Annotated in this window: 22 protein-coding genes and 2 tRNA genes; 9 read left to right on the top strand and 15 right to left on the bottom strand. The window is 58.3% G+C overall.

Annotated elements, in window-relative coordinates:
- Positions 1-269: 269 nt before the first annotated feature.
- Together WMO20_RS10330 and thrS are read left to right on the top strand one after the other, a co-directional pair.
- Entirely contained in the window at positions 270-791 is a 522-nt protein-coding gene (locus tag WMO20_RS10330) for a hypothetical protein (RefSeq protein WP_316540099.1), read from the top strand.
- Positions 792-1170: 379 nt separating this feature from the next.
- Positions 1171-2955: a threonine--tRNA ligase gene (gene thrS / locus WMO20_RS10325; protein ID WP_112091365.1), complete on the top strand. Its 1785-nt coding sequence runs from the start codon at positions 1171-1173 to the stop codon at positions 2953-2955.
- A gap of 76 nt (positions 2956-3031) precedes the next feature.
- Here thrS and WMO20_RS10320 read toward each other — a convergent pair whose 3' ends face one another.
- The 12 genes from WMO20_RS10320 to WMO20_RS10265 all read right to left on the bottom strand — a co-directional run bounded on the left by WMO20_RS10320 (position 3032) and on the right by WMO20_RS10265 (position 11832).
- The gene (locus WMO20_RS10320) at positions 3032-3322 is read right to left on the bottom strand and encodes a type II toxin-antitoxin system YafQ family toxin (protein WP_118658513.1); all 291 of its coding nucleotides are present in this window, start codon (positions 3320-3322) and stop codon (positions 3032-3034) included.
- Positions 3319-3591 (bottom strand): type II toxin-antitoxin system RelB/DinJ family antitoxin, encoded by a 273-nt coding sequence (locus WMO20_RS10315; RefSeq protein WP_349186797.1) that lies wholly within the window; start codon positions 3589-3591, stop codon positions 3319-3321. Before WMO20_RS10315 ends, WMO20_RS10320 begins: the two co-directional genes overlap by 4 nt.
- A 262-nt stretch (positions 3592-3853) precedes the next feature.
- Positions 3854-5593 carry an ammonium transporter gene (locus WMO20_RS10310; protein ID WP_349186796.1) on the bottom strand — a complete coding sequence of 580 codons (1740 nt, stop codon included), beginning with the start codon at positions 5591-5593 and terminating at the stop codon, positions 3854-3856.
- Positions 5594-5830: 237 nt separating this feature from the next.
- Entirely contained in the window at positions 5831-6247 is a 417-nt protein-coding gene (locus WMO20_RS10305; RefSeq protein WP_015537140.1) for a DUF1622 domain-containing protein, read from the bottom strand.
- 15 nt (positions 6248-6262) lie between these two features.
- Positions 6263-6898: an RpiB/LacA/LacB family sugar-phosphate isomerase gene (locus tag WMO20_RS10300; RefSeq protein WP_015537141.1), complete on the bottom strand. Its 636-nt coding sequence runs from the start codon at positions 6896-6898 to the stop codon at positions 6263-6265.
- 43 nt (positions 6899-6941) lie between these two features.
- The gene (locus WMO20_RS10295) at positions 6942-7286 is read right to left on the bottom strand and encodes a cupin domain-containing protein (protein ID WP_081028488.1); all 345 of its coding nucleotides are present in this window, start codon (positions 7284-7286) and stop codon (positions 6942-6944) included.
- Between the two features lie 96 nt (positions 7287-7382).
- The gene (locus WMO20_RS10290) at positions 7383-8192 is read right to left on the bottom strand and encodes a gluconate 5-dehydrogenase (RefSeq protein WP_006735344.1); all 810 of its coding nucleotides are present in this window, start codon (positions 8190-8192) and stop codon (positions 7383-7385) included.
- Between the two features lie 323 nt (positions 8193-8515).
- A complete protein-coding gene (locus WMO20_RS10285) occupies positions 8516-9289 on the bottom strand; it encodes an SDR family NAD(P)-dependent oxidoreductase (protein WP_112091360.1) in 774 nt (257 codons plus the stop codon).
- A gap of 156 nt (positions 9290-9445) precedes the next feature.
- Positions 9446-10507 carry a tryptophan--tRNA ligase gene (trpS, locus tag WMO20_RS10280; RefSeq protein WP_349186795.1) on the bottom strand — a complete coding sequence of 354 codons (1062 nt, stop codon included), beginning with the start codon at positions 10505-10507 and terminating at the stop codon, positions 9446-9448.
- 418 nt (positions 10508-10925) lie between these two features.
- A tRNA-Asn gene (locus WMO20_RS10275) sits at positions 10926-11002 on the bottom strand.
- A gap of 41 nt (positions 11003-11043) precedes the next feature.
- Positions 11044-11118 (bottom strand) — tRNA-Glu (locus tag WMO20_RS10270).
- Positions 11119-11208: 90 nt separating this feature from the next.
- Positions 11209-11832 (bottom strand): hypothetical protein, encoded by a 624-nt coding sequence (locus WMO20_RS10265; protein WP_349186793.1) that lies wholly within the window; start codon positions 11830-11832, stop codon positions 11209-11211.
- A 500-nt stretch (positions 11833-12332) separates the two neighbouring features.
- Here WMO20_RS10265 and pckA point away from each other — a divergent pair, with 500 nt between their 5' ends.
- The gene (pckA, locus tag WMO20_RS10260; protein ID WP_097782850.1) at positions 12333-13937 is read left to right on the top strand and encodes a phosphoenolpyruvate carboxykinase (ATP); all 1605 of its coding nucleotides are present in this window, start codon (positions 12333-12335) and stop codon (positions 13935-13937) included.
- A gap of 102 nt (positions 13938-14039) precedes the next feature.
- Here pckA and trxA read toward each other — a convergent pair whose 3' ends face one another.
- The 3 genes from trxA to WMO20_RS10245 form a co-directional block, all read right to left on the bottom strand.
- On the bottom strand, positions 14040-14348 hold the full coding sequence (gene trxA, locus WMO20_RS10255) for a thioredoxin (protein ID WP_005921611.1): 309 nt from the start codon (positions 14346-14348) through the stop codon (positions 14040-14042).
- Positions 14349-14492: 144 nt separating this feature from the next.
- Positions 14493-15440, bottom strand: coding sequence for a transketolase family protein (locus tag WMO20_RS10250; protein WP_112091357.1), 948 nt, complete (start codon positions 15438-15440; stop codon positions 14493-14495).
- A 1-nt stretch (position 15441) separates the two neighbouring features.
- The gene (locus tag WMO20_RS10245; RefSeq protein ID WP_055186180.1) at positions 15442-16293 is read right to left on the bottom strand and encodes a transketolase; all 852 of its coding nucleotides are present in this window, start codon (positions 16291-16293) and stop codon (positions 15442-15444) included.
- A 14-nt stretch (positions 16294-16307) separates the two neighbouring features.
- Here WMO20_RS10245 and WMO20_RS10240 point away from each other — a divergent pair, with 14 nt between their 5' ends.
- The 6 genes from WMO20_RS10240 to WMO20_RS10215 all read left to right on the top strand — a co-directional run bounded on the left by WMO20_RS10240 (position 16308) and on the right by WMO20_RS10215 (position 23118).
- Complete coding sequence (locus WMO20_RS10240) at positions 16308-16688, top strand: hypothetical protein (RefSeq protein WP_349186791.1); 381 nt, start codon at positions 16308-16310, stop codon at positions 16686-16688.
- Between the two features lie 16 nt (positions 16689-16704).
- Positions 16705-17241 carry an ECF transporter S component gene (locus WMO20_RS10235; protein ID WP_349186790.1) on the top strand — a complete coding sequence of 179 codons (537 nt, stop codon included), beginning with the start codon at positions 16705-16707 and terminating at the stop codon, positions 17239-17241.
- Between the two features lie 201 nt (positions 17242-17442).
- A complete protein-coding gene (gene nagB / locus WMO20_RS10230; RefSeq protein ID WP_349186789.1) occupies positions 17443-18171 on the top strand; it encodes a glucosamine-6-phosphate deaminase in 729 nt (242 codons plus the stop codon).
- A 378-nt stretch (positions 18172-18549) separates the two neighbouring features.
- Positions 18550-20307, top strand: coding sequence for a tyrosine-protein phosphatase (locus tag WMO20_RS10225; protein WP_112091352.1), 1758 nt, complete (start codon positions 18550-18552; stop codon positions 20305-20307).
- A gap of 526 nt (positions 20308-20833) precedes the next feature.
- The gene (gene rny, locus WMO20_RS10220) at positions 20834-22405 is read left to right on the top strand and encodes a ribonuclease Y (protein ID WP_349186788.1); all 1572 of its coding nucleotides are present in this window, start codon (positions 20834-20836) and stop codon (positions 22403-22405) included.
- A 173-nt stretch (positions 22406-22578) separates the two neighbouring features.
- Positions 22579-23118, top strand: coding sequence for a hypothetical protein (locus WMO20_RS10215; protein WP_349186787.1), 540 nt, complete (start codon positions 22579-22581; stop codon positions 23116-23118).
- Positions 23119-23143: the final 25 nt, after the last annotated feature.

Here is a 23143-nt window from a genome sequence, read left to right as displayed (position 1 = left end):
GCCCCTTTTTCGTGGCTCCAGCGCGTCGAAATCGCTGGCACTTTTCTGGTTCTCTTTTGGTGTCAAAAGAGAACATCTCCGTCTGCATCCCCAGCTCCCCCCGCCATACCGAATTTACATACAATGCAACTTTTACTTGCCAAACTATTGTCTTTTTCTGGAAAGTATTGTATACTCGTCTCGTCAAGTGCAAGCATTGCTTGCCAAAATATCCATATATTTGAAAAGAAGCACTTGTCAATGCAGACGAGAAAGAGAGGACAACCCCTATGAACGAGGCCGTAACCAAGCGCTTTCTGCTTTACTTCCGCCTGATGCTGCTGGTCTGGATCCTGATCGCAAACGCTGTCATCCACCTGACCGGCATGGAGTACAGCTGGCTGATCTTCCTGAGCAATATCATGATGTTTACGCTGGAGGGCGATGTGAAGGATCGTCTTGTCACCGTGGAGCTGGGCGGCCTTGTGGGTCTGGTGCTCACCGTGGCGGCGCTGCTGTCCATCAGCGCTTTGACCCCTGTTCTGGGCGATTTCTTCGGCTTTATCCTGCCGCTGGCCGTGGTGCTGTTCATCCTCATCATCCTGCACCCCTACGCACCCAAGGTGCTGAACAACGTAGGTTTTGCCTACCTGACCGTGGCCTGCATCGATATCCCTGCCCTGACCGCCCATCTGCCGCAGTTCTTTATCACCTTCATCGTGGGCTCTGTGATCTTTAACGGTGTCTGCGTGCTGCTGATGAAGCCCGCCAAGACGCTGGCTGTGCGCAGCGTGGAGAAGCAGGGCGCATAAAAAAGTACATTTCCACCGCTATCTCTTGATTTTTTGGTTCCGGCGTGCTACAATCAGCGTAGTTTCATCCTGTCCAAAACATTGATGCGGACAAACTGAAGCCCCGCTTTTCATGCCACAGAGAGGGCTGCCCCGGGTTTCCGGGTGCTGCAAGCAGCCTGCCATGACCCCGGCTTCTACCACCGCAGAGTGCAGAGGCGAACCTCTGCCGGGCGTGCCCGTTACAGCACTGCGAGGGGCGCGTTTCCCCGCCGGGGAGCGCGCAATTCGGGTGGAACCGTGGAACGCAGACATATATCGGCGCTTCATCCCGTGAGTTTTACGGGGTGAAGCGCTTTTTGTTTTTGTTCAACACCGCATTGTCAAAGGAGAATCTACTATGAAGATCATCTACAAGGACGGTCATGTGGACGAGTGCCCGCAGGATCAGGAGCTGCACGTTATCCGTCACACCGCTGCTCACGTTATGGCACAGGCCATCAAGCGCCTGTACCCGCAGGCTGATTTTGCCTTCGGCCCTGCCACCGAGAACGGCTTCTACTACGATGTCGATCTGGGCGACCAGAAGCTGAGCGACGAGGATCTGGCCAACATCGAAAAAGAGATGCGCAAGATCGTCAAGGAGAACCTGCCCATCAAGCCCTTCATCCTGCCCCGCGCCGAGGCTGAGAAGCTGATGGAGGAGCGTCAGGAGCACTACAAGGTGGAGCACATGGCAGATCTGGCTGACGAGACCGAGTTCAGCTTCTTCCAGCAGGGCGAGTATGTGGATATGTGCATCGGACCCCACCTGACCTACACCAAGGCACTGAAGGCTTTCAAGATCACCCAGCAGTCCGGCGCATACTGGAAGAACGACAAGGAAAACAAGATGCTGACCCGTATCAACGGCGTGGCTTTCCGCAATCAGGAAGAGCTGGACGCATGGGAGAAGGAGCAGCAGGAGGCCCGCGAGCGCGATCACCGCAAAATCGGCAAGGAGATGGGCCTGTTCATGACCGATGATCTGGTGGGCCGCGGCCTGCCCATGTTCCTGCCCGCAGGCTACACTGTCTGGCAGGAGCTGGAGAACTATATCAAGGAGAAGGAGCGCAAGCGCGGCTATCTGCACGTCATGACCCCCTGCGTGGGCACCGTGAACCTGTACAAGACCTCCGGTCACTGGGATCACTACCGCGAGAATATGTTCCCCGCCATGGAGATGGAGGGCGAAAGCTATGTGCTGCGCCCGATGAACTGCCCCCATCACATGATGATCTACGCAAACCGTCCTCACTCCTACCGTGACCTGCCCATGCGCATCGGCGAGATCGCCCACGACTTCCGCTACGAGTCCTCCGGCACCCTGAAGGGCATCGAGCGCGGCCGTCACTTCTGCCAGAACGATGCTCACCTGTTCTGCACCCCGGAGCAGATCAAGAGCGAAGTGGCAGACGTGTGCAACCTGATCTTTGAGGTGTACAAGGACTTCAACATCACCGATTACCGCTGCGTGCTGAGCCTGCGCGACCCCGCCGACAAGAAGAAGTACCACGACGATGATGCTATGTGGAACCACGCCGAGAGCGCCCTGCGCGAGGTGCTGACCGAGCTGGGCATCCACTTCACCGAGGAGATCGGCGAGGCTGCTTTCTACGGCCCGAAGCTGGACGTGAACGTGAAGCCCGCCGTGGGTGCCGAGTACACCCTGTCCACCTGCCAGCTGGACTTCTGCCTGCCCGCAAAGTTCCACCTGACCTATGTGGACAAGGACGGCTCTGAAAAGACCCCCGTGGTGCTGCACCGCGCAATTCTGGGCTCTCTGGACCGCTTCATGGCTTACCTGATCGAGGAGACCAAGGGCAAGTTCCCCACCTGGCTGGCTCCCACGCAGGTCAAGGTGCTGCCCGTGTCCGAAAAGACGCTGGAGTACGCACAGGACGTGACCGAGAAGCTGGCAGATGCCGGTGTCCGCGTTGTGCTGGACGACGACAACCAGAAGATCGGCTACAAGATCCGTGCCGCACAGCAGGTGGATCGTGTGCCCTATATGCTGGTGCTGGGCGCCAAGGAAGCCGAGGCCGGCAACATCTCCGTGCGCGACCGCAAGGGCGAAACCACCGAGATGAGCCTTGAGGACTTCATCGCCAAGGTCACCACCGAGATCCGCACCCGCAGCCTGTAAGGTATAATATAAGAACGAGGGCGCTGCACAGCATTTTGTGCAGCGCCCTCGTTTTTTGATTACAGAGAAAAGAGATTTACTTCCCAAACAGATCACTATGGGTGCCAGTGCGGGTCAAGGTCAGCACCAGAACATCGTTCTGCACCCGATAGACCAGCAGCCAGTCCGGCTGGATATGGCACTCCCGGTGCCCGACCCAATCGCCCGTCAGGGCGTGGTCGCGGTTCTTCTCCGGCAGCGGCTCTCCCATTGCAAGGCAGGCGATCACATCCTGCAGCAGTTCAATTTTTAGTCCCCGTTTTCTGGCCAGCTTATAGTCCTTGCGGAACTGGGTGGTGGGGATAATGGTCAGCTTTGTTTCTCTCATTTTTCCAGATCCGCAAACAGTGCATCCAGATCCCGATACTTCTTTGCCTTCGGGTCTGCCGCGATATGCTCTGCTTCCAGCATAGCGGCCACGGTCTCCTTGTTCGGGCGCTCGGTGCGGATCTCGAAGGGAATACCACCCTCCCGCAAGGACTGCCGCACAAAGATGTTGAACGCGGTGGAAAGGTTCATGCCCAGTTCCGCAAACAGGGCATCGGCCTGCGCCTTCAGGTCGGAATCCATCCGAATGCTGACATTGGTAGTTGCCATACAGATCAGCTCCTTTCGCATTTATTATAAGTGCATTGCACGAAGATTGCAATACGCTGCACATAAAATTTACAAATTTGCGGCACAGCAAAAGCCCCACTCCCTTGTGCGCAGGAGCGGGGCTTTTGACTTACTGTTGAATCGAACAAAAAAAGGAAAAGGAAAAAGGAGAACGATCTATCTGTCACGCCGGGCGGCGGGGACTGTGTCGGAGCAGCCTGACTGCCGCCGCAGCGGGAACAGCGGAGAATTTAGTGGAGCGTTACTCCACATCCTGCAGAGCGGCGTAGTTCTCTTCGCCGGTGCGGATCTTGACCACGCGGGTCACGTTGTAGACAAAGATCTTGCCATCGCCGATGTGGCCGGTGTACAGCGCCTTCTTGGCAGCTTCCACCACAGCGTCCACGCTGATGCGGGAGACGATGACTTCCACCTTGATCTTGGGCAGCAGGGTAGTATCCACCGGCACGCCGCGGTACTTTTCCGGCGTACCCTTCTGGATACCGCAGCCCATGACCTGCGTCACGGTCATGCCGGTGACGCCCAGATCATTCAGAGCAGTCTTGAGCTGATCGAACTTTGCCAGCTTTGCAATGATGGACACCTTATGCATACCGGTGTCGTAAACACCATCGTGGATCACAGGCTCGCGCACCACCGGCACGGCTGCATCCATCTGCGTTGCCGAAGCCTTGGTGATGTCGTCCTCACCCAGATCGGTGTTCTCGTTGGGGGTCATGGCAGCGGAGTTAGCATCCGAGATGGCAAAGCCTGCATAAGCGGAAGCCAGACCGTGCTCGTGGATGTCCAGACCGTCGATTTCCACCTCGGCGGGCACACGCAGGCCAAGGGTCTTGTCAATGATCTTAAAGATGATGAACATCACCACCACAACGTAGGCATCCACGCAGACCAGACCCAGCAGCTGGGTGCCCAGCTGTGCCAGACCGCCGCCGTAGAACAGACCGGCGTGGGCGGTGTTGGAACCGGTGGAGAACAGACCCACCGCAATGGTGCCCCAGACGCCGTTTGCAAAGTGGACGGAAACAGCACCTACGGGGTCATCCACCTTGGCGATCTTATCGAAGAATTCCACGCTCAGCACCACAAGGATACCGGCCACAAAGCCGATGAAGAAGGCGCCGAAGGGAGAAACGGTATCGCAGCCTGCGGTAATGGCCACAAGGCCTGCCAGAGAACCGTTCAGGGTCATGGAGACATCCGGCTTACCGTAGCGCAGCCAGGTAAAGATCATGGTCACGCAGGTAGCAACGGCTGCGGCAAGGTTGGTGTTGAAGCAGACCAGACCGGTCAGGGTCATGGTGGCATCGGTGGACAGGCTCAGGGAAGAGCCGCCGTTGAAGCCGAACCAGCAGAACCACAGGATGAACACGCCCAGAGCACCGGCGGTCAGGTTGTGACCGGGGATGGCGTGGGGGTTGCCGTCCTTATCGTACTTGCCAATACGGGGGCCAAGCATCCAAGCGCCCAGCAGAGCGATGACGCCGCCCACATTATGCACGGCTGCGGAGCCTGCAAAATCGTGGAAACCCATGCTCTGCAGCCAGCCGCCGCCCCACATCCAGTGGCCGCAGATGGGGTACACCACCAGCGAGATGGCGGCGGAGTACACGCAGTAGGCCTTGAAGTTGGTGCGCTCGGCCATGGAGCCGGAGACGATAGTGGCTGCCGTAGCGCAGAACACAGTCTGGAACACGATGTACACCCACAGGGGGATATCCAGACCCAAGTGGCTGTAATCGCCCTGAATAAAGGGATCGAAACCGCCGATCAGTGCGCCGGTACCGCCGAACATCAGGCCGAAGCCGATGAGCCAGTAACAGGGCGTGCCGATGCAGAAATCCATCATGTTTTTCATCAGGATGTTGCCGGTGTTCTTTGCCCGGGTGAAGCCGGCCTCGCATAGGGCGAATCCGGCCTGCATGAAGTACACTAGAAACGCTCCTACGAGCGTCCAGCAGGTGTTGACGGAGCTAAACATACTTTCCTACCTCCTACGGTCGTTTTTTTGCACAGGGAGCCCTCTATTCTCCCCGTGCGGCAGTATCCCCGAAAACACAAAAGGCGCTGGCGGAATTGCTTCCGTCAGCGCCTTTGCTTTCGATGGCACGAGTATAGTCTCTTTGTGCAAACCTGTCAAGTATTCATCTCAAGGTTTTACGTTTTTCACAACACGGTGAAACTCTGCCCTGCTAAAGTTTGGCAAATCTTTTGCCTGTCAGCCGTTTTTGCCGTCCTTCGGGGAGCCGGACTTGTCCTTTTCCTTGGCGTTGGCCGGGCGGTGGCCGCCCTCCATCTCCCAGTGCAGCAGCATACTCATCAAAGCGCGCAGCGCAAAAGTAGCCGCCAGCGGCACCACCGACTCCAGATTTTGCAGCAAAAAGGTCTTGGCGATCTCTGCCGACATCAGAAATTCCAGCGCGGTGGTCAGACCGCTGCTCATTTCATGGTGGAAGTCCCGGTGGTCGTTGAAGAAGGTGGCGCGGACATAGTAGAAGGTGGCCTTGGCCAGACTGGTGATGATGATGAACAGACCCACTACCTCGGCAAGACCGGCGATCATGGGCACTGCAGTTTCCAGAAAGGCATCCAGCAGGTGGGTGAGGTTCAGGTTGAACAGGGTCAGTCCTTGCATGATCTCCTCCGCAGCTTACAGCAGGGTCTTGACGTAAGCGGCCAGCTCCTCGTCCTTGCAGGAAGCGAAGAACAGCTCAGAGAACTTGGCACCCGCCACAGCGCCCTTCAGCAGCTCCTGATCGATGCTCTTCAGGCACTCGATGAGGGGCTTGAAGGTGGCAGCGCGCACGCCGTCCAAGATCTTCTTGTTGCGCTGCTCAGGCACAACGCGCTCCTTGGGGTAGCCCTGACCGTGGCCAAAGCCGAACAGCTTCTCGAAGCAGTACTCGAGGTTCAGCTCGCCGCCCCAGCCGAAGCCCTTGGCAAAGGGCATGGCAACGGCGTTGCCGTCGTTGACGTGGGCAAAGGTGTAGGCATCCACGGGGTCCTCCACATGGCCGCAGATAACGCCGGGGAAGCTGTTCAGTGCCAGCATGGCGCCCTCGCCGGTGCCGCAGCCGGTAACAACGTAGTCCGCAGCGCCGCTGTTCAGCAGGATAGCAGCCAGAATGCCGCACTGCACATAGGTCAGCTGTGCAGCATCGTCGGCGGCGTACATCCCGTAGTTGACCACCTCGTGACCCATGGGCTCCACCACCTTTTTCAGGGCGGCTTCAATGATGCCGTTCTTGGCGGCCTGACTGTTCTCGTTGATAAGTGCGATCTTCATAACAATGGTTCTCCTTCTTATTTTTCCCTGCGGTACGCAGGGATTATACAAAGTCCTCCCGCATGGGGGTAAAGAAATCCAGCATCACGCCACCCTCCAGACAGACACAGCCGTGCATCACGCCGTTCTGCTTGAGCAGGGTGTCGCCGGGGCCTACCTCCCGGGTCTCGTCCCCGATGGTAAAGCGGTACCGCCCGGAGACGATATAGGTGATCTGGGTGTGGGGGTGGCAGTGCATGGCACCCACGCCGCCGGTCTCAAAGGTGTTTTCCACGCACATGGCGTCCTTGCTGTAGGCCAGCACGCGGCGCTGCACCCCGGGGCCGCAGGGCTCCGGGGAAATCTCGGCATGGGGCACCCATGGGATATCCTGATGTGCTTTTTCCATTATAGCATAACATCCTTTCCCGTACAAACAAAAGGGGACTGCCACACAACGCTGTGCGGCAGTCCCCGGTCAAGAACTGCGGAGTGCCCTCAGCGCTTACTGGGGCTGCTTGCCGATGTAGGCCAGAATGCCGCCGTCCACATACAGGATCAGGCCGTTGACAAAGTCAGAAGCCTCAGATGCCAGGAACACAGCGGGTCCGCCCAGATCCTCGGCCTCGCCCCAGCGGCCTGCGGGGGTCTTGGCAACGATGAACTGGTCGAAGGGGTGACGGCTGCCGTCGGGCTGGATCTCGCGCAGAGGTGCGGTCTGCGGGGTAGCGATGTAGCCGGGTCCGATGCCGTTGCACTGGATGTTGTATGCGCCGTACTCGGAAGCGATGTTCTTGGTCAGCATCTTCAGGCCGCCCTTGGCTGCTGCATAGGCAGAAACGGTCTCACGGCCCAGCTCGCTCATCATGGAGCAGATGTTGATGATCTTGCCGCCGCCCTGTGCGATCATATCGGGGATGATGGCCTTTGCCACGATGAAGGGAGCGTTCAGATCCACATCGATGACCTGACGGAACTGGGCAGCGCTCATCTCGGTCATGGGGATGCGCTTGATGATACCGGCGTTATTGACCAGAATGTTGATGTGGCCGACTTCCTCGGTGATCTTTGCCACCATAGCGTTGACGGCATCCTCGTCGGTGACGTCGCAGACGTAGCCGTGAGCCTTGATGCCGGCTTCTGCATAGGAAGCCAGACCCTTGTCCACCAGCTCCTGCTTGATATCATTGAACACGATGGTAGCGCCGTTGGCTGCCATAGCCTTTGCAATTGCCATGCCGATGCCGTAGGATGCGCCGGTGATCAGCGCCACCTTGCCGGTCAGGTCAAAGGATTTGGGAGTGCACTGTGCCATAATAAAGTCCTCCTGTCAAAAAAACATATTTTACACGGTGCAAAACCGCACCGTGCTGCTTTGCAAAGCGCGTCGTATCCGGCCGTGCCGGAGTGCGCTCTTACTTGTATACCAGTCTAGCATCCTTTGCAGGAAGTGTCAAGGCACATTCTTGTGAAGTTTTATTGTACCTTCTTTAGATTTTCGCTTTTCTGCCGAAAAACAGCACGCAAAACCGTCGTTTTCTGGTGCAATAGTTTGTGCAGGCTGACGCGCCTTGTCACGGTGCACAAGATATCCCGGCTTAATTTGGGCTTGTTGACAAGTTTAGGCGACCTTTGGCTTCACCCCAGCTTTTTCTTCTGCTGGCGTGCCACAATGGGCATCAGCAGGGGAATGGGCACAAGGCGCTGGGCGCTGGTGCACAGCCGCATGAAGGCAGAGGGCACAATGATGGTCTTGCGGTGCATCATGCCCAGCAGAGCTTCCTCCACACACAGCTCCGGCGTGATGCCCCGCAGGGCAAACACCACACCGGCGTGGTCGTTGAACTCGGTATCCACCGGGCCGGGGCAGAGGGCACAGACGTAGACTGGGCTGTGCATCTCCCGCAGTTCCTCAGCCACGCCGCGGGTCATGCTGACCACATAGGCTTTGCTGGCGTAGTAGCCTGCCATATAGGGCCCGCCGGGCAGCAGCCCCGCAGAGGACGCCACATTCAGGATGGTGCCGCCGCCCTGTGCGTTCATCTTGCGCACCACGGCGCGGAACAGCCGCGCCATGGCAGCAACATTCACTTGGATCATCTCTTCCTCGCGGGCTTCCTCCGTTTCCAGAATGCTGCCGCAGACGCCGAAACCGGCGTTGTTGATGAAGATGTCGATGTGCTCGTCAGCCAGTGCTTCGCACAGGCGGCTGCACTCCTCGGCGCGGGAGAGGTCGGCGGTCTCAATACGGCATTCCGTGCCATGGGCTGCGTGCAGCTCCTCGGCGAGAGCCTGCAAACGGTCGGCGCGGCGGGCGGTCAGGATGAGCCGACAGCCCATGGCGGCGTACCGGCGGGCGAACTCCCGGCCGATGCCGGAACTTGCTCCGGTGATCCAGATGGTCTTTTGCATGGTGGTTCTCCTTTTTCTTCTCGCCCCCAAAATGGGGCTTTCTGTACTTGTTGCCGCTATTTTAGCATAGTTTGACCGCGTTTTCTATGCAATTTTCGTAAACGATGCAAAAGAGAACCCGAAACGCCGCAGGCGTTTCGGGTTCTCTCATAAATATTATTTCAGCAGGTTACCGTTCTCGAAGTAGTCGATGCGCATGGCCTTGCGCACCTCGTCCAGCGTGGCGGCAGCGGTCTTTTCGGCGTAGGCGCTGCCCTCCTTCAAAATCTCCACCACTTCGGGCAGGCGCTGCTCCCACTCCTTGCGGCGGGTGCGGATGGGCTCCAGCTCAGCCTGCATGACGCTGTTCAGGAACTTTTTCACCTTCATATCGCCAAGACCGCCGCGCTGATAGTGCGCCTTGACCTCGTCCAGATTCTGGTACTCCGGCCAGAACTCGGCAAAGTGCTCCGGGCGGCAGAAAGCGTCCAGATAGATGAACACCGGGTTGCCCTCCACCTTGCCGGGGTCCTGCACGCGCAGGTGGTTGGGGTCGGTAAACATGGACTTGACCTTCTTCTCGATCTCCTCCGGCTCCTCGGACAGATAGATGCAGTTGCCAAGGCTCTTGCTCATCTTGGCCTTGCCGTCAATGCCGGGCAGACGCAGGCAGGCGGCGTTCTGGGGCAGAACGATCTGGGGCTCCACCAGCGTTTCGCCGTAGACGGAATTGAACTTGTGCACGATCTCGCAGCACTGCTCGATCATGGGCTTCTGATCCTCACCGGCGGGCACGGTGGTAGCCTTAAAGGCGGTGATATCGGCAGCCTGACTGATGGGGTAGCAGAAGAAGCCCACCGGGATGCTGGCTTCGAAGTTGCGCATCTGGATCTCGCTCTTCACGGTGGGGTTGCGCTGCAAACGGCTGACAGTGACCAGATTCTGGTAGTAGAAGCTCAGCTCGGTCAGCTGGGGCACCATGGACTGGATAAAGATGTGCACCTTGTTGGGGTCCAGACCGCAGGCCAGATAGTCCAGCGCCACCTGCAAAATGTTCTGGCGCACCTTCTCCGGGTTGTCGGCGTTATCGGTCAGCGCCTGCGCGTCGGCGATCATGATAAAGATCTCGTCGTACTCGCCGGTATTCTGCAGCCGCACCCGCTCCTTCAGAGAGCCGACATAGTGGCCAACGTGCAGGCGGCCGGTGGGACGGTCGCCGGTCAGAATAACTTTTTTCATGATGTTCTCCTTTTGACAGGAAACTCCCTCAGTCTGCTCACCTTGTTCGCAGCCAGCTCCCTCGGGGAGGGAGCCTTTGGCAGTACGGCAAGGCGTCTGACCCTGCCGGAAGGAGTTTTTTCCGTTTTCTTTATTATAATGCTAAGTATAGCCCCCCGGGGCGGTGCTGTCAACAAGGCCGCCGGGAAAACACGGAAATCAATTTTCCGAATGAAGGCTTCCCCCGGTCGGGGGAAGCTGTCACCGAAGGTGACTGATGAGGGCGCAGGCAAGCAGCAGCTTCCGGGAAAATACCCCTCATCCGGCGCTACGCGCCACCTTCCCCCCAAGGGGTGAAGGCTTTTGTCCCGGGTCAAGTCTCAAAAGTTGATTCCTATGCAAAAAAGAAAAAAGCGATGGAAATTTTCCATCGCTTTGCTGGCGCCTCTTGCCTGACTCGAACAGGCGACACCCTGATTAACAGTCAGGTGCTCTAACCGACTGAGCTAAAGAGGCATCTATATAAAACGGCGCGTGGCCGTTTTACTACTATAAAATGGTGACCCGTACCGGAATCGAACCGATGTTAAAGGCGTGAGAGGCCTCTGTCTTAACCGCTTGACCAACGGGCCATACGTCCATTTTCGCATCAGGTGTTCGCACCCGACTTGGCTATTTTAGCATACCGGGCACCCTTTGTCAACACATAATTTCATATTTTTTCAAAAAATCTTGCGCACCCCGGCTTTGGCCAGACCCAGCATCAGCCCCAGATACACGCTGACCACGGCAGGCGCTTCACCCAGCTCCATGGCCTTGCGCTGGGGCAGGTCGGCAAGGCATCCCTCGTACAGACACTTCAGCTGGGGCAGCTGGGCGTAGTCGTTGGGGTGCATCAGGGTGCTGTCCTTGGGCAGCTCCATCGCGCCGCTCTTTTCCAGCACCTCGCTGACGAACTGGGAGCAGAAATAATGCCGGCGGCGCTGCCAGCGGATATGCAGTGCACACAAGATCAGCCCCAGTGTGTTGAAGCGGTACAATTCGCCCCGCGCCATCATGTGCTCGGCACGGCGGCGGGCGCGGACGTAGGCCTCGTCGGTGACTTCCAGCGCATACAGCGCGCAGGGGGCATCCCCGCGCAGGCGGAAAACACCCTTGTTCAGGTATTCCTTGCTGGGACCCGCCGGGAACATGGTATAGCCGTTTTTGCGGGTGGAGCTGTACAGACAGTTCAGCTCTTCGTCAAACGCCATGGATGCGTGGGTATAGCTGGCCCCGGTAACGGCATAGACCAGCTTGGACAGCAGCGTGCCGGAACGGGTGAGCAGGATGTAGATGGTTTTCATGGCAGTTTCCTTTATATGTATAGCCGCCGCAGCGGACGGAAAAAGTATTTCTTATAAAACAAGTATAACATAAGTAAAGTCCTTTTGCCACAAAAACGGCTGAACCAACGCAAAAATTGCACAAAGAGACAAAGTTTGCGGAAAATCGGGGACAAAACTGCCCAAGGCGACCTGTTTCTCCATGTATCCCTGCTTGTCAAAGTTTTATCAAAATGTCGGTTTTCTCCCGTCCCGCCTTATTTTTCACGGTCTGCATCCCTGCCGGGCTTCGTGAATTTACTTTATACGGGAAGGTCTGTTTATGAAATTTGTTTCTTTTTTGCAAACAGAACATTCCATTTATTGCTTTTGAAAAGCTTTTGTGTATAATGATAGACAGGAGAATTTGCATTGCATCGTTCTGTGCTGTCTCCCCCTTATGCGGTGTCCGTACCATAAATGGCGCTGCATCTCCTACACAGAGTTATGTAAGGATCAAACGAAAGTAGAGGTACGCAAATATGGCAAAGTTGGATCTTACCAAGTATGGCATCACCGGCACGACTGAAGTCGTGCACAACCCCTCCTACGAGCAGCTGTTCGCCGAGGAGACCAATCCCGCGCTGGAAGGCTACGAGAAGGGTCAGGTCAGCGAGCTGGGTGCTGTGAACGTGATGACCGGCATCTACACCGGCCGTTCTCCCAAGGATAAGTTCATCGTGATGGACGAGAACTCCAAGGACACCGTGTGGTGGACCAGCGATGAGTACAAGAACGACAACCACCCCGCTTCTCAGGAAGCTTGGAAGGCTGTCAAGGAGATCGCTCAGAAGGAGCTGTCCAACAAGCGCCTGTACGTCGTGGATGCTTTCTGCGGCGCCAACAAGGATACCCGCATGGCAGTGCGTTTCATCGTGGAAGTGGCCTGGCAGGCACACTTCGTTACCAATATGTTCATCCGTCCCACCGCTGAGGAGCTGGAGAACTTCGAGCCTGATTTCGTTGTTTACAACGCTTCCAAGGCTAAGGTCGAGAACTACAAGGAGCTGGGCCTGAACTCCGAGACTGCTGTGCTGTTCAACATCACCAGCAAGGAGCAGGTCATCGTCAACACCTGGTACGGCGGCGAGATGAAGAAGGGTATGTTCTCCATGATGAACTACTTCCTGCCGCTGAAGGGCATGGCTTCCATGCACTGCTCTGCCAACACCGACAAGAACGGCGAGAACACCGCCATCTTCTTCGGTCTGTCCGGCACCGGCAAGACCACCCTGTCCACCGATCCCAAGCGTCTGCTGATCGGCGATGACGAGCACGGCTGGGACGACAACGGCGTGTTCAACTTCGAGGGCGGCTGCTACGCTAAGGTCATCAACCTGGATAAGGACTCCGAGCCCGATATCTACAACGCCATCAAGCGCAACGCTCTGCTGGAGAACGTCACTCTGGATGCCGAGGGTCACATCGACTTCGCTGACAAGTCTGTCACCGAGAACACCCGTGTGTCCTACCCCATCAACCACATCCAGAACATCGTGCGTCCCGTTTCTTCTGCTCCCGCAGCAAAGAACGTGATCTTCCTGTCTGCTGACGCCTTCGGCGTCCTGCCCCCGGTCTCCATCCTGACCCCGGAGCAGACCCAGTACTACTTCCTGTCCGGCTTTACCGCAAAGCTGGCAGGCACCGAGCGCGGCATCACCGAGCCCACCCCCACCTTCTCCGCTTGCTTCGGTCAGGCTTTCCTGGAGCTGCACCCCACCAAGTACGCTGAGGAGCTGGTCAAGAAGATGAAGGCCAGCGGCGCAAAGGCTTATCTGGTCAACACCGGCTGGAACGGCACCGGCAAGCGCATCTCCATCAAGGATACCCGCGGCATCATCGACGCCATCCTGAGCGGTGCCATCAACGAGGCTCCCACCAAGAAGATCCCCTACTTCGACTTTGAGGTTCCCACCGCTCTGCCCGGTGTTGATCCCGCCATCCTCGACCCCCGCGACACCTACGCAGATGCCGCTCAGTGGGAAGAGAAGGCAAAGGATCTGGCTGGCCGCTTCGTGAAGAACTTCGCTAAGTACGAGGGCAACGAGCACGGCAAGGCTCTGGTCTCCGCAGGCCCCCAGCTGTAAGCTGAATCCCGCATTTTTCTTCTGAACTCCATATAAAATAAGCGCCCGCCCCGTGGTTTTTGCTCAAACCATAGGGTGGGCGCTTTGCTGTTACGGAATAATTCAGCCCAGCAGTTCCAGCACACCGGCCTTGGGGCGGGCGCCCACAGCCTGACGCACCAGCTTGCCCTGCTCGAACACCAGCAGGGTGGGGATGCTCATCACCCCGAACTGCGCCGCCAAGTCCGGCTGCTCGTCCACATTCACCTTGCCAACCTTCACATCGGTGCGCTCCTCGGCTACCTCGTCCACCACAGGGCTCAGCATCCGGCAGGGGCCGCACCAGCTGGCCCAGAAGTCCAGCAGAACGGGCTTTTCGCTGTGGAGCACTTCCTGTGCAAAGTTTTCCTTGGTAATGTTGATGACTGCCATATTTTTTCCCTCCTGAATGGGTGTTGTGTTTTACTGACATCCTCAGTATACCCCATACGCCGCCCGCTTTTCCGTGACCGGGTCACGCAGGCGCAAAAAAATACCGCCGGGCGAAAGGCACGGCGGTATAGGGGTAAACTGTTTTTACTTGCCCAGCATCTCGTGGGCGGTCTTGCAGATGGTGGCAGCGTCCAGACCGAACTTCTTCAGCAGATCCCATGCAGGGCCGGAGCAGCCGAACACGTCCTGCACGCCTACGCGGCGCACAGGGGTGGGCTGCTTCTCGCTCAGAACGGCGCAGACGGCTTCGCCCAGACCGCCGATGACGTTGTGCTCCTCGGCGGTGATGACCTTGCCGCACTCCTTTGCCGCCTTGATGACGATCTCCTCGTCCAGGGGCTTAATGGTGTGGATGTTGATGACCCGGGCGTGGATGCCCTCGGCAGCCAGCTGCTCGGCAGCCATGCGGGCTTCATTGACCATCAGACCGGTGGCGATGATGGCAATATCGTTGCCCTCGGTCAGCTGCTCGCCCTTGCCCAGCTCAAAGTGGTAGTTAGCCTCATCGTGGAACACCGGCACAGCCAGACGGCCGAAGCGCAGGTAGACGGGGCCTTCCATGGCGTAGGCGGCGCGCACAGCGGCGCGTGCTTCGATATCATCGGCGGGGCAGATGACGGTCATGCCGGGGATGCTGCGCATCAGGGCAAAGTCCTCGCAGCACTGGTGGGAAGCGCCGTCCTCGCCCACGGAGATGCCGCCGTGGGTGGCACCGATCTTCACGTTCAGGTGAGGATAGCCCACAGAGTTGCGCACCTGCTCGAAGGCGCGGCCGGCTGCAAACATGGCAAAGCTGGAAACAAAGGGCACATAGCCCATGGCGGCCAGACCTGCAGCCACGCCTACCATGTTGCCCTCGGCGATGCCGCAGTCAAAGTGACGGTCCGGGTATGCCTTCTGGAACATCCCGGTCTTGGTAGCGGCGGCCAGATCGGCGTCCAGCACCACCAGATCATCGTGGCCTTCCGCTGCCAGCTCCTTCAGGGTGTTGCCGTAGCTGTCGCGGGTCGCGATCTTTTTCACGTCTGCCATCTCAGTTCTCCTCCTGTTCCAGCGCGGCATAGGCGGCGTTCAGCTCGTTCATGGCCACCTGATACTCTTCATCGTTGGGGCCCTTGCCGTGCCATGCAACGGAATTGGTCATATAGGAAACGCCGGTGCCCTTGACGGTATCCAGAATGATGCAGGTGGGCTTTTCGGTCTCGGCGTGGAACGCCTGCACGGCGCTCTCGATCTGGTCAAAGTCGTGGCCGTTGATGGTGACCACGTTGAAGTTGAAGGCGCGGAGTTTATCTTCCAGCGGGGCGCTGTTCATGACAGTCTCGGTGGTGCCGTCGATCTGCAGATGGTTGCGGTCCAGCATCACGCACAGGTTAGAAAGGCCGTAGTGGGCGGCAAACATAAAGGCCTCCCAGCATTCGCCCTCTTCCACCTCGCCGTCGCCCAGAATGGCGTAAACGTTCACGGCAGAGCCGGCGTGCTTTGCGCCCAGCGCCATGCCGCAGGCGGCAGAGATGCCCTGACCCAGACTGCCGGTGGACATATCCACGCCGGGCACGCTGTTCATGTTGGGGTGGCCCTGCAGGCGGCTGCCGATCTTGCGCAGGGTCTTGAGCTCTTCCACCGGGAAGAAGCCCCGCTCTGCCAGCGCTGCGTACAGTGCCGGGGCGGCATGACCCTTGGACAGCACCAGACGGTCGCGGTTTGCCATCTTAGGCTGGGCAGGGTCGATGTTCAGTTCCTTAAAGTACAGATAAGACAGCACATCTGCGATGCTCAGACTGCCGCCCGGATGACCACAGCCTGCACTGTGGGTCCCTTCGATCACGCCCATGCGGATGTGGCAGGCGTGCTTTTTCAGGGTAAGTTTTTCAGCATTTGTCATGATGGTCCTCCCGTATGAACCTCAGAATTCATGCGCTCAAAAAAGCCTCTCGTCAGCGCCCCGGCGTCAAGATTGCCGCAGCGCGCTTTTTTTCAATTTTATATTATCCATTCTGCGCAAAAAGGTCAAGCTTCTTCCAGCAAAATGTACAGCCCCGGGGAAATTTTTTTGCGAACAGACCGATTTTTGTCTATTTTGCAGACATCCTGCCCCGCTTGACAGGGGCAAAATGGTTTGTTATACTTTTGACCATCGTTCCGGCAGGAAGCCGGGCACGGGCGGGCAGCAGCCTGCCGCTTTCCCCCGCAAGCAATATTTTTTTGAAACAGACGCCACGAAGGGGTCTGCCTTTGGCATGGAATGCCGGGGCAGGCTCCTTTTTATTTTGCGGCTGAAAATGGAGGAACCCTTATGAAAACCAAAAACACCAAAACCGTGCGGCAGCTGGTGCCGGCTGCCCTGTTTTTAGCGCTGGCCTTTGTGCTGCCCCTGCTCACCGGACAGGTGCCCAAGGTGGGCAATATGCTCTGCCCGATGCACTTCCCGGTGCTGCTGTGCGGCTTTGTGCTGGGCGGCCCGTGGGGGCTGGCTGTGGGCTTTGCCGCCCCGCTGCTGCGCTCGGTGCTGTTCGGGATGCCGCCCATGTTCCCGGTTGCCATCTCCATGGCCTTTGAGCTGGCCACCTACGGGCTGGTGTCCGGGCTGCTGTGGCGCAAAGCAAAACACACTCTGCCCGCGCTGTACGCCGTGCTGCTGACCGCCATGGTGTCCGGGCGCATCGTATGGGGCATCGTGCGCTTTGTGCTGGCGGGGCTGACCGGCGGCAGCTTCCCCTTCAGCGCCTTTTTGTCCGGGGCACTGTTCACCGCCGTGCCGGGCATCGTGGCGCAGCTGGTGTTCATCCCGCTGCTGCTCACTGCTCTGCAAAAGGCCGGGTTTGCAGACTGACTCCCTGCGCACCCCCTTTGTGCAAAAGAACGATACTTCAACCGGTTTTTAAGGCACTTTTTCCAAAAGAAACGGAAAATCGGAAAAATTGTGCCGTTTTGTGGCTTTCCGTCGGCAAATGTGATAAACTTGGACTAGATGCGGGCGTGTGCCGCTGTGCGCCGCCCACAATGAGTAAATGAAGAAGAGAGGTCGTTTATCGTGAAGATCATTCGTACAAAGGACTACGCTGATATGTCCCGCAAGGCAGCAAACATCATTTCTGCGCAGGTCATCATGAAGCCCGACTGCGTGCTGGGTCTGGCTACCGGCGGCACCCCCGTGGGCACCTATGAGAAGCTGGTGGAGCGCTACAATGAGGGAGATCTGGATTTTTCTGAGGTCACCTCCGTCAATCTGGACGAGTACCGCGGCCTGCCCAAGGAGCACCCGGAAAGCTACTGGAGCTTTATGCACCGCAACCTGTTCGACCATGTGAACATCGACCCCGCCCACATCAACCTGCCGGACGGCACCAATCTGGACGCCGAAGCCGAGTGCAAGCGCTACGACGAGGTCATCCGCAGCGTGGGCGGCGTGGATCTGCAGCTGCTGGGCATCGGTCATGACGGCCACATCGGCTTCAACGAGCCCCACGATGCCTTTGATCTGGGCACCCACTGCGTGGATCTGGCCCAGGAGACTATCGAAGCCAACAAGCGCTTCTTTGACGGCAACGTGGATCTGGTGCCCAAGCAGGCTTACACCATGGGCATCCGCACCATCATGCAGGCACGCAAGGTGCTGATGGTGGTCAACGGCGTCGGCAAGGCCGAGATCGTCAAGAAGGCTTTCTTCGGCCCCGTCACCCCCGAGGTGCCCGCAAGCATTCTGCAGCTGCACCCGGACTTCATTCTGGTGGGCGATGAAGAAGCTCTGAGCCTGATCTGATTTTCCCTATTTAAACTTTGGAGCACCGGAACACCTGCGGGCGTTCCGGTGTTCCTTTTTTTGAAGGAGCACAACGGATAGCATCCTCGCCCTCTCCGTCTTTGCTTCGCAAATCCACCTCTCCCAAAGGGAGAGGCCTTGGCAAGGAGATGAAGTTTGCGTGGACTGCCAAAGGCTCTCCCTTTGAGGAAAGACTTCCCCCGCGCCGGGGGAAGATGTCGCGCAGCGACAAAAGGGGGAATCTGGCAAAGCCGACAGGCTTTGACTGAGAGGGCGAGCCCGCTAAAGGCAATAACAAAAATACGCTGCCCTTCTCTTTACATTCCGCCGAAAAAGCGGTATTCTTTTTTCAAGAACAAACTTTCCCGGGAGGAGACCATGGATATCCGCCAGCTGCACTACTTTTTGACCCTGTGCGAAGAAATGAATTATACCCGCGCCGCACAGCGGCTGTTCCTGTCGCGGCAGGCGCTGCGCCAGAGCATCTCTGCGCTGGAAGCCGAGATGTGCGGGCCGCTGTTTATCAGCGCCCACCACAAGCTGGCGCTCACCGACCGGGGCATGAGTTTACAGCGCCATGCCGCCCCGGTGGTGGAGCAGTTCCAGCAGATGCAGGCCGCGCTGCGGGCAGAGATCCAGTCTGCCCAGCCGGTACGCATCGGCATCAGCGTGGCGCTGGTGCCGGACTATCTGCCCGGGCTGGAGACCCAGCTGGACAAGTTCCGGCAGCAGTACCCCCATGTGGAGATGCGGTTCCGCCTGCTGGACAACGATGCCGTGGCCGATGGGGTAGAGCAGGGCGAGCTGGACGCGGGTCTGGTCATCGACCTTGGCTGTGCCGCGCCGGTGCTGGCGCGCACCACCCTGCGGGCAGACCCCGCCTGCCTGCTGGTGCCCCGGGGACATCCCTTTTGGGAAAAAGAGCGCATCCCGCTGGCAGAGCTGCGCGGGCAGCGGGTGCTGCTGCCCAGCCTGCGGCAGGATCTGTTCAGCCCGCTGTGGGCGGCCTGTGCCCGGGCGGGCTTTGCGCCCAACGCCGAGATCGGCCCCAGTTTTTATCAGGCCTACTATCTGGTGCAGGAGCAGCTATGCACCTGCCTGACCCGCTACGAGCCCGGCGCGCGCCGGGAGCTGGACCGGGTGCGGGATGTGCTGCTGGAAGATATGCCCCCGCTGTGCGTCTCGCTGGTGCAGCGGCGGGACACCAGCTCTGCCTATATCGACCTGCTGCGCAGTTACCTGTTAGAAGTTCTGGGCAGCACCGCCAGCCTGCCGCCCCGCCGGGGACGGCCTGCAAAGCCCTTCTACACCGCGCCGGTGCTTTCCAGCGCCGCCGCAAAATCTGCCCCGGAGCATCCCGCCCCGGGCACCCAGCTGCCCTTTGCGGGCGGCAACAATTTCCGGGAGCTGGGCGGCTACCATGCCGATGAGGGCAAGACCGTAAAGTGGGGACAGATCTACCGGGGCTTCCCCACCGGGCGGCTGACCACCGAAGCCGACCGCGCCCGGCTGGACGGGCTGGGGCTGCGGCTCATCCTTGACCTGCGCAGCGGCGCAGAAGCCGCAAAGCTGCCGGACTATGTGCCGGACGGCGCACGGCTGGTGCAGATCTGCGGCCTGCGGGATGCCACCGGGCAGGAGATCGATTTTTCGCCCAACGACATCCAGCGGCTGGTGCAGAGCGTCCCCGCCGGGACGAACCTCACCCAGATGATATATCGGCAGATGCTCACCGGCAACAAGGCGTTCAAGGAGCTGTTCCGGGCGCTGGAAGCCGGCGAGACGCCCATCCTGTTCCACTGCACATCGGGCAAGGACCGCACCGGCGTAGCCGCCATGCTGATCCTGCTGGCGCTGGGTGCTTCGGACGAGACCATCTGCGCAGATTACGCCCGCACCAACCTCTGCCGCGCCGCCGAGATCGAAAAGGCCATGGCTGACCATGCGGCGGAGATCGCCGCCGACCCGGCGCAGCGGATGCGCTGGCAGTCCTCCGCCGGGGTAGACCCGGAGATTGCGCCCTTTGTGCTGCGCACCATCCGGCAGGACTACGGCAGCGCCGAGAGCTATCTGGAAGCCGAATACGGCCTGACCCCCGCCCGCCTGATGCGGCTGCGGCGGATGTATCTGGAATAAGCGGAAAAATTATTTTATCGCAAGTCAAGAAATTCGTGCAACAGTCAAACAGCATATTTGCGATATGCAATTCAACGCTGTTGCTGTTGCATTAAAAAGTTGAATTGCTATAAATTTCGGGATAGCGGAGCGTCTGCGGACGCTCCGCTATCCCATTTTCACGGGTGGGAGTTTCGTTCCAGTTTTTGTTTTTCTGCACAAAATGTTCTGCGGGCAGGGTTTTCCTCTTGACAAGCGGGCAAATGTTTCGTACTATAATTAGTAGTATGGAATCAAAGACGCTGTACGCAGGCTTCTGTGTGACCCTGTACCCGTTTCAGGCAAAGCGTGCCTGTTTGATATAAAATGGAACCGTAGAGAGAAAAGCCGTATGCTTTTGCCCGTGCCGCCGGTTTTTGGTGGTGCGTATGGTTTTGGTGTCACTTTTTGGATTGAAAGCTCTTTCTATATCATTGCCCGTGTCCTGCTGCGCAGCGTCTCCTGCTTTTAATTTTGCATTGAATTGAAACAAAGGAGAGTGAACGCAATGACCGCGATCGGAGTGATCGTGGCCTTGATCGTTGGTGTTGTCGGTGTGGCTGCGGGCTATTTTATTGGTTACAACAACCGTAAAAAGACCGCCGAAGCCCAGATCGGCAGCGCCGAAGCCGAGGCTACCCGGCTGGTGAACGAGGCGATCAAGACCGCCGACCAGAAGCGCAAGGAAGCGGTTCTGGAAGCAAAGGACGAGGCTTTCCGTCTGAAAGCCGAGGTCGATGCCCAGAAGGCAGAAGCCGACAAGGAGATCAAGCAGCGCCGTGCGGAGATCAGCCGTCAGGAGAACCGCATCGACCAGAAGGAGACGGCGCTGGACCGCAAGACCGAAGCGCTGGAAAAGAAGGAAGAAGAGCTGAAAAAGCGCGCCGCTGAAGCCGAGGAGCGTCTGGCAGAGATCGACGCTTTGCGTGCCAAGGAGATGGAGCGTCTGGAAACGCTGGCCGGCTTGAGCCAGGAGGACGCCCGCGAGGTGCTGCTGCACAAGGTGGACGAGGAGCTGACCCACGAAAAGGCCGTGCGCGTTGCCGCCTACGAGACCGACCTGAAGGAAAACTGCGATAACATCGCCCGCAACCTCATCGGACAGGCCGTCAGCCGCTGCGCTGCCGACCATTGCAGCGAGACCACCGTCAGCGTGGTACCGCTGCCCAGCGATGAGATGAAGGGCCGCATCATCGGCCGCGAGGGCCGCAACATCCGCGCACTGGAAACTGCTACCGGCGTGGATCTGATCATCGATGATACCCCGGAAGCCATCACCCTGTCCTCCTTTGACCAGACCCGCCGCGAGGTGGCCCGCATGACGCTGGAGCGTCTGATCGGCGATGGCCGTATCCACCCCGCCCGCATCGAGGAGACGGTGGAAAAGTGCCGCCACGATCTGGAACTGCAGATGAAGCGCGAGGGCGAGCGTGCGGTGATGGAGCTGGGCATCCATGGCCTGCACCCCGACCTGATCAAGCTGATCGGTCGGCTGAAGTACCGCACCAGCTTTGGTCAGAACGCTTTGACCCACAGCATGGAAGTGGCTTGGGTAGCCGGTCTGCTGGCAGGCGAGATGGGCGTGAATGTCACCATGGCACGCCGCGCCGGCCTGCTGCATGATATCGGCAAGGCGCTGGATCACGAGATCGAGGGCAGCCACGTCCAGATCGGCGTGGACATCTGCCGCAAGTACAAGGAGAACACCCAGATCATCCACGCCATTGAAGCACACCACGGCGACGTGGAGCCCAAGACCCCGCTGGCCTTCATCATTCAGGCTGCCGACGCCATCAGCGCCGCCCGCCCGGGTGCCCGCCGCGAGAACGTGGAAAGCTACGTCAAGCGTCTGGAAAATCTGGAGGAGATCTCTTCCAGCTTCGAGGGTGTGGAGCAGGCCTTTGCCGTGCAGGCAGGCCGCGAGGTGCGCATTCTGGTCAAGCCCGACGTCATCAGCGATGATCAGGTCATCCTGCTGGCACGCTCCATTGCCAAAAAGATCGAGGATACGCTGGATTACCCCGGCCAGATCAAGGTCAACGTCATCCGCGAGAGCCGCGCCGTGGAGTACGCAAAATAAAGTTTTTTCCGCAGGCTGCCGTGTTTTTGCACGGCAGCCTGTTTTTTTGCGCCAAAACGATTGCATTTCCCGTCAAAAAAAGGTATCATGGATGCAGAAGAAAGCAAAAAGCTGCGTCCGCCGCACCGGACGCAAACCCGCAACGACCTCAGAACAGAAAGGAGCATCGTTTTATGAAAAAATGGAAGAAATTACTGGCCTGTCTGCTGGCCAGCCTGATGGCACTGGCCGTATTTACCGCCTGTGACGGCAGCGCAGGTGTGCCGATCGGGCCCAAGCATTCGGATGCCAGCAGCGCAAAGGCGCTGTGCGAGCAGCTCGGCATGACCTACAGCGAGGAGCTGAGCGACAAGGCCTACAGCATTGCCAACTGGGTCTCTGCCACCTCGGTGTCCTGCTCTGCCAATACAAATAAGACCGAGCTTTACCGCGTTGGCAGCGCCAATGACATTGCCAAGACCAACCTGTTGCAGCACAACTATGCCACTGCATTTGAAAGCATCGGCATGGGCATTTTGGGTGCAAACGACTTTGTCCCGGGCTTTTACATTGATACCGATCTGGATTCCAGAAAAGATTATATCAGCTTTACCCTGCCGAAGGACGGCATCGTGACCGACACCATGAAGTCTGCCGCCGCCGGCAAGACCAAGCTGGGCGTTGCCTATGTGGTAAACGAAGGCGTGCGCTACGCCGTTGTACTGCTTGGGTAAAATATTATAGCAAAAAGCAGCCGCC

The organism is Faecalibacterium intestinale, from assembly GCF_040096575.1.
GTDB lineage: Bacteria > Bacillota > Clostridia > Oscillospirales > Ruminococcaceae > Faecalibacterium > Faecalibacterium intestinale.
This window is presented reverse-complemented; position numbering and strand designations above follow the sequence as displayed.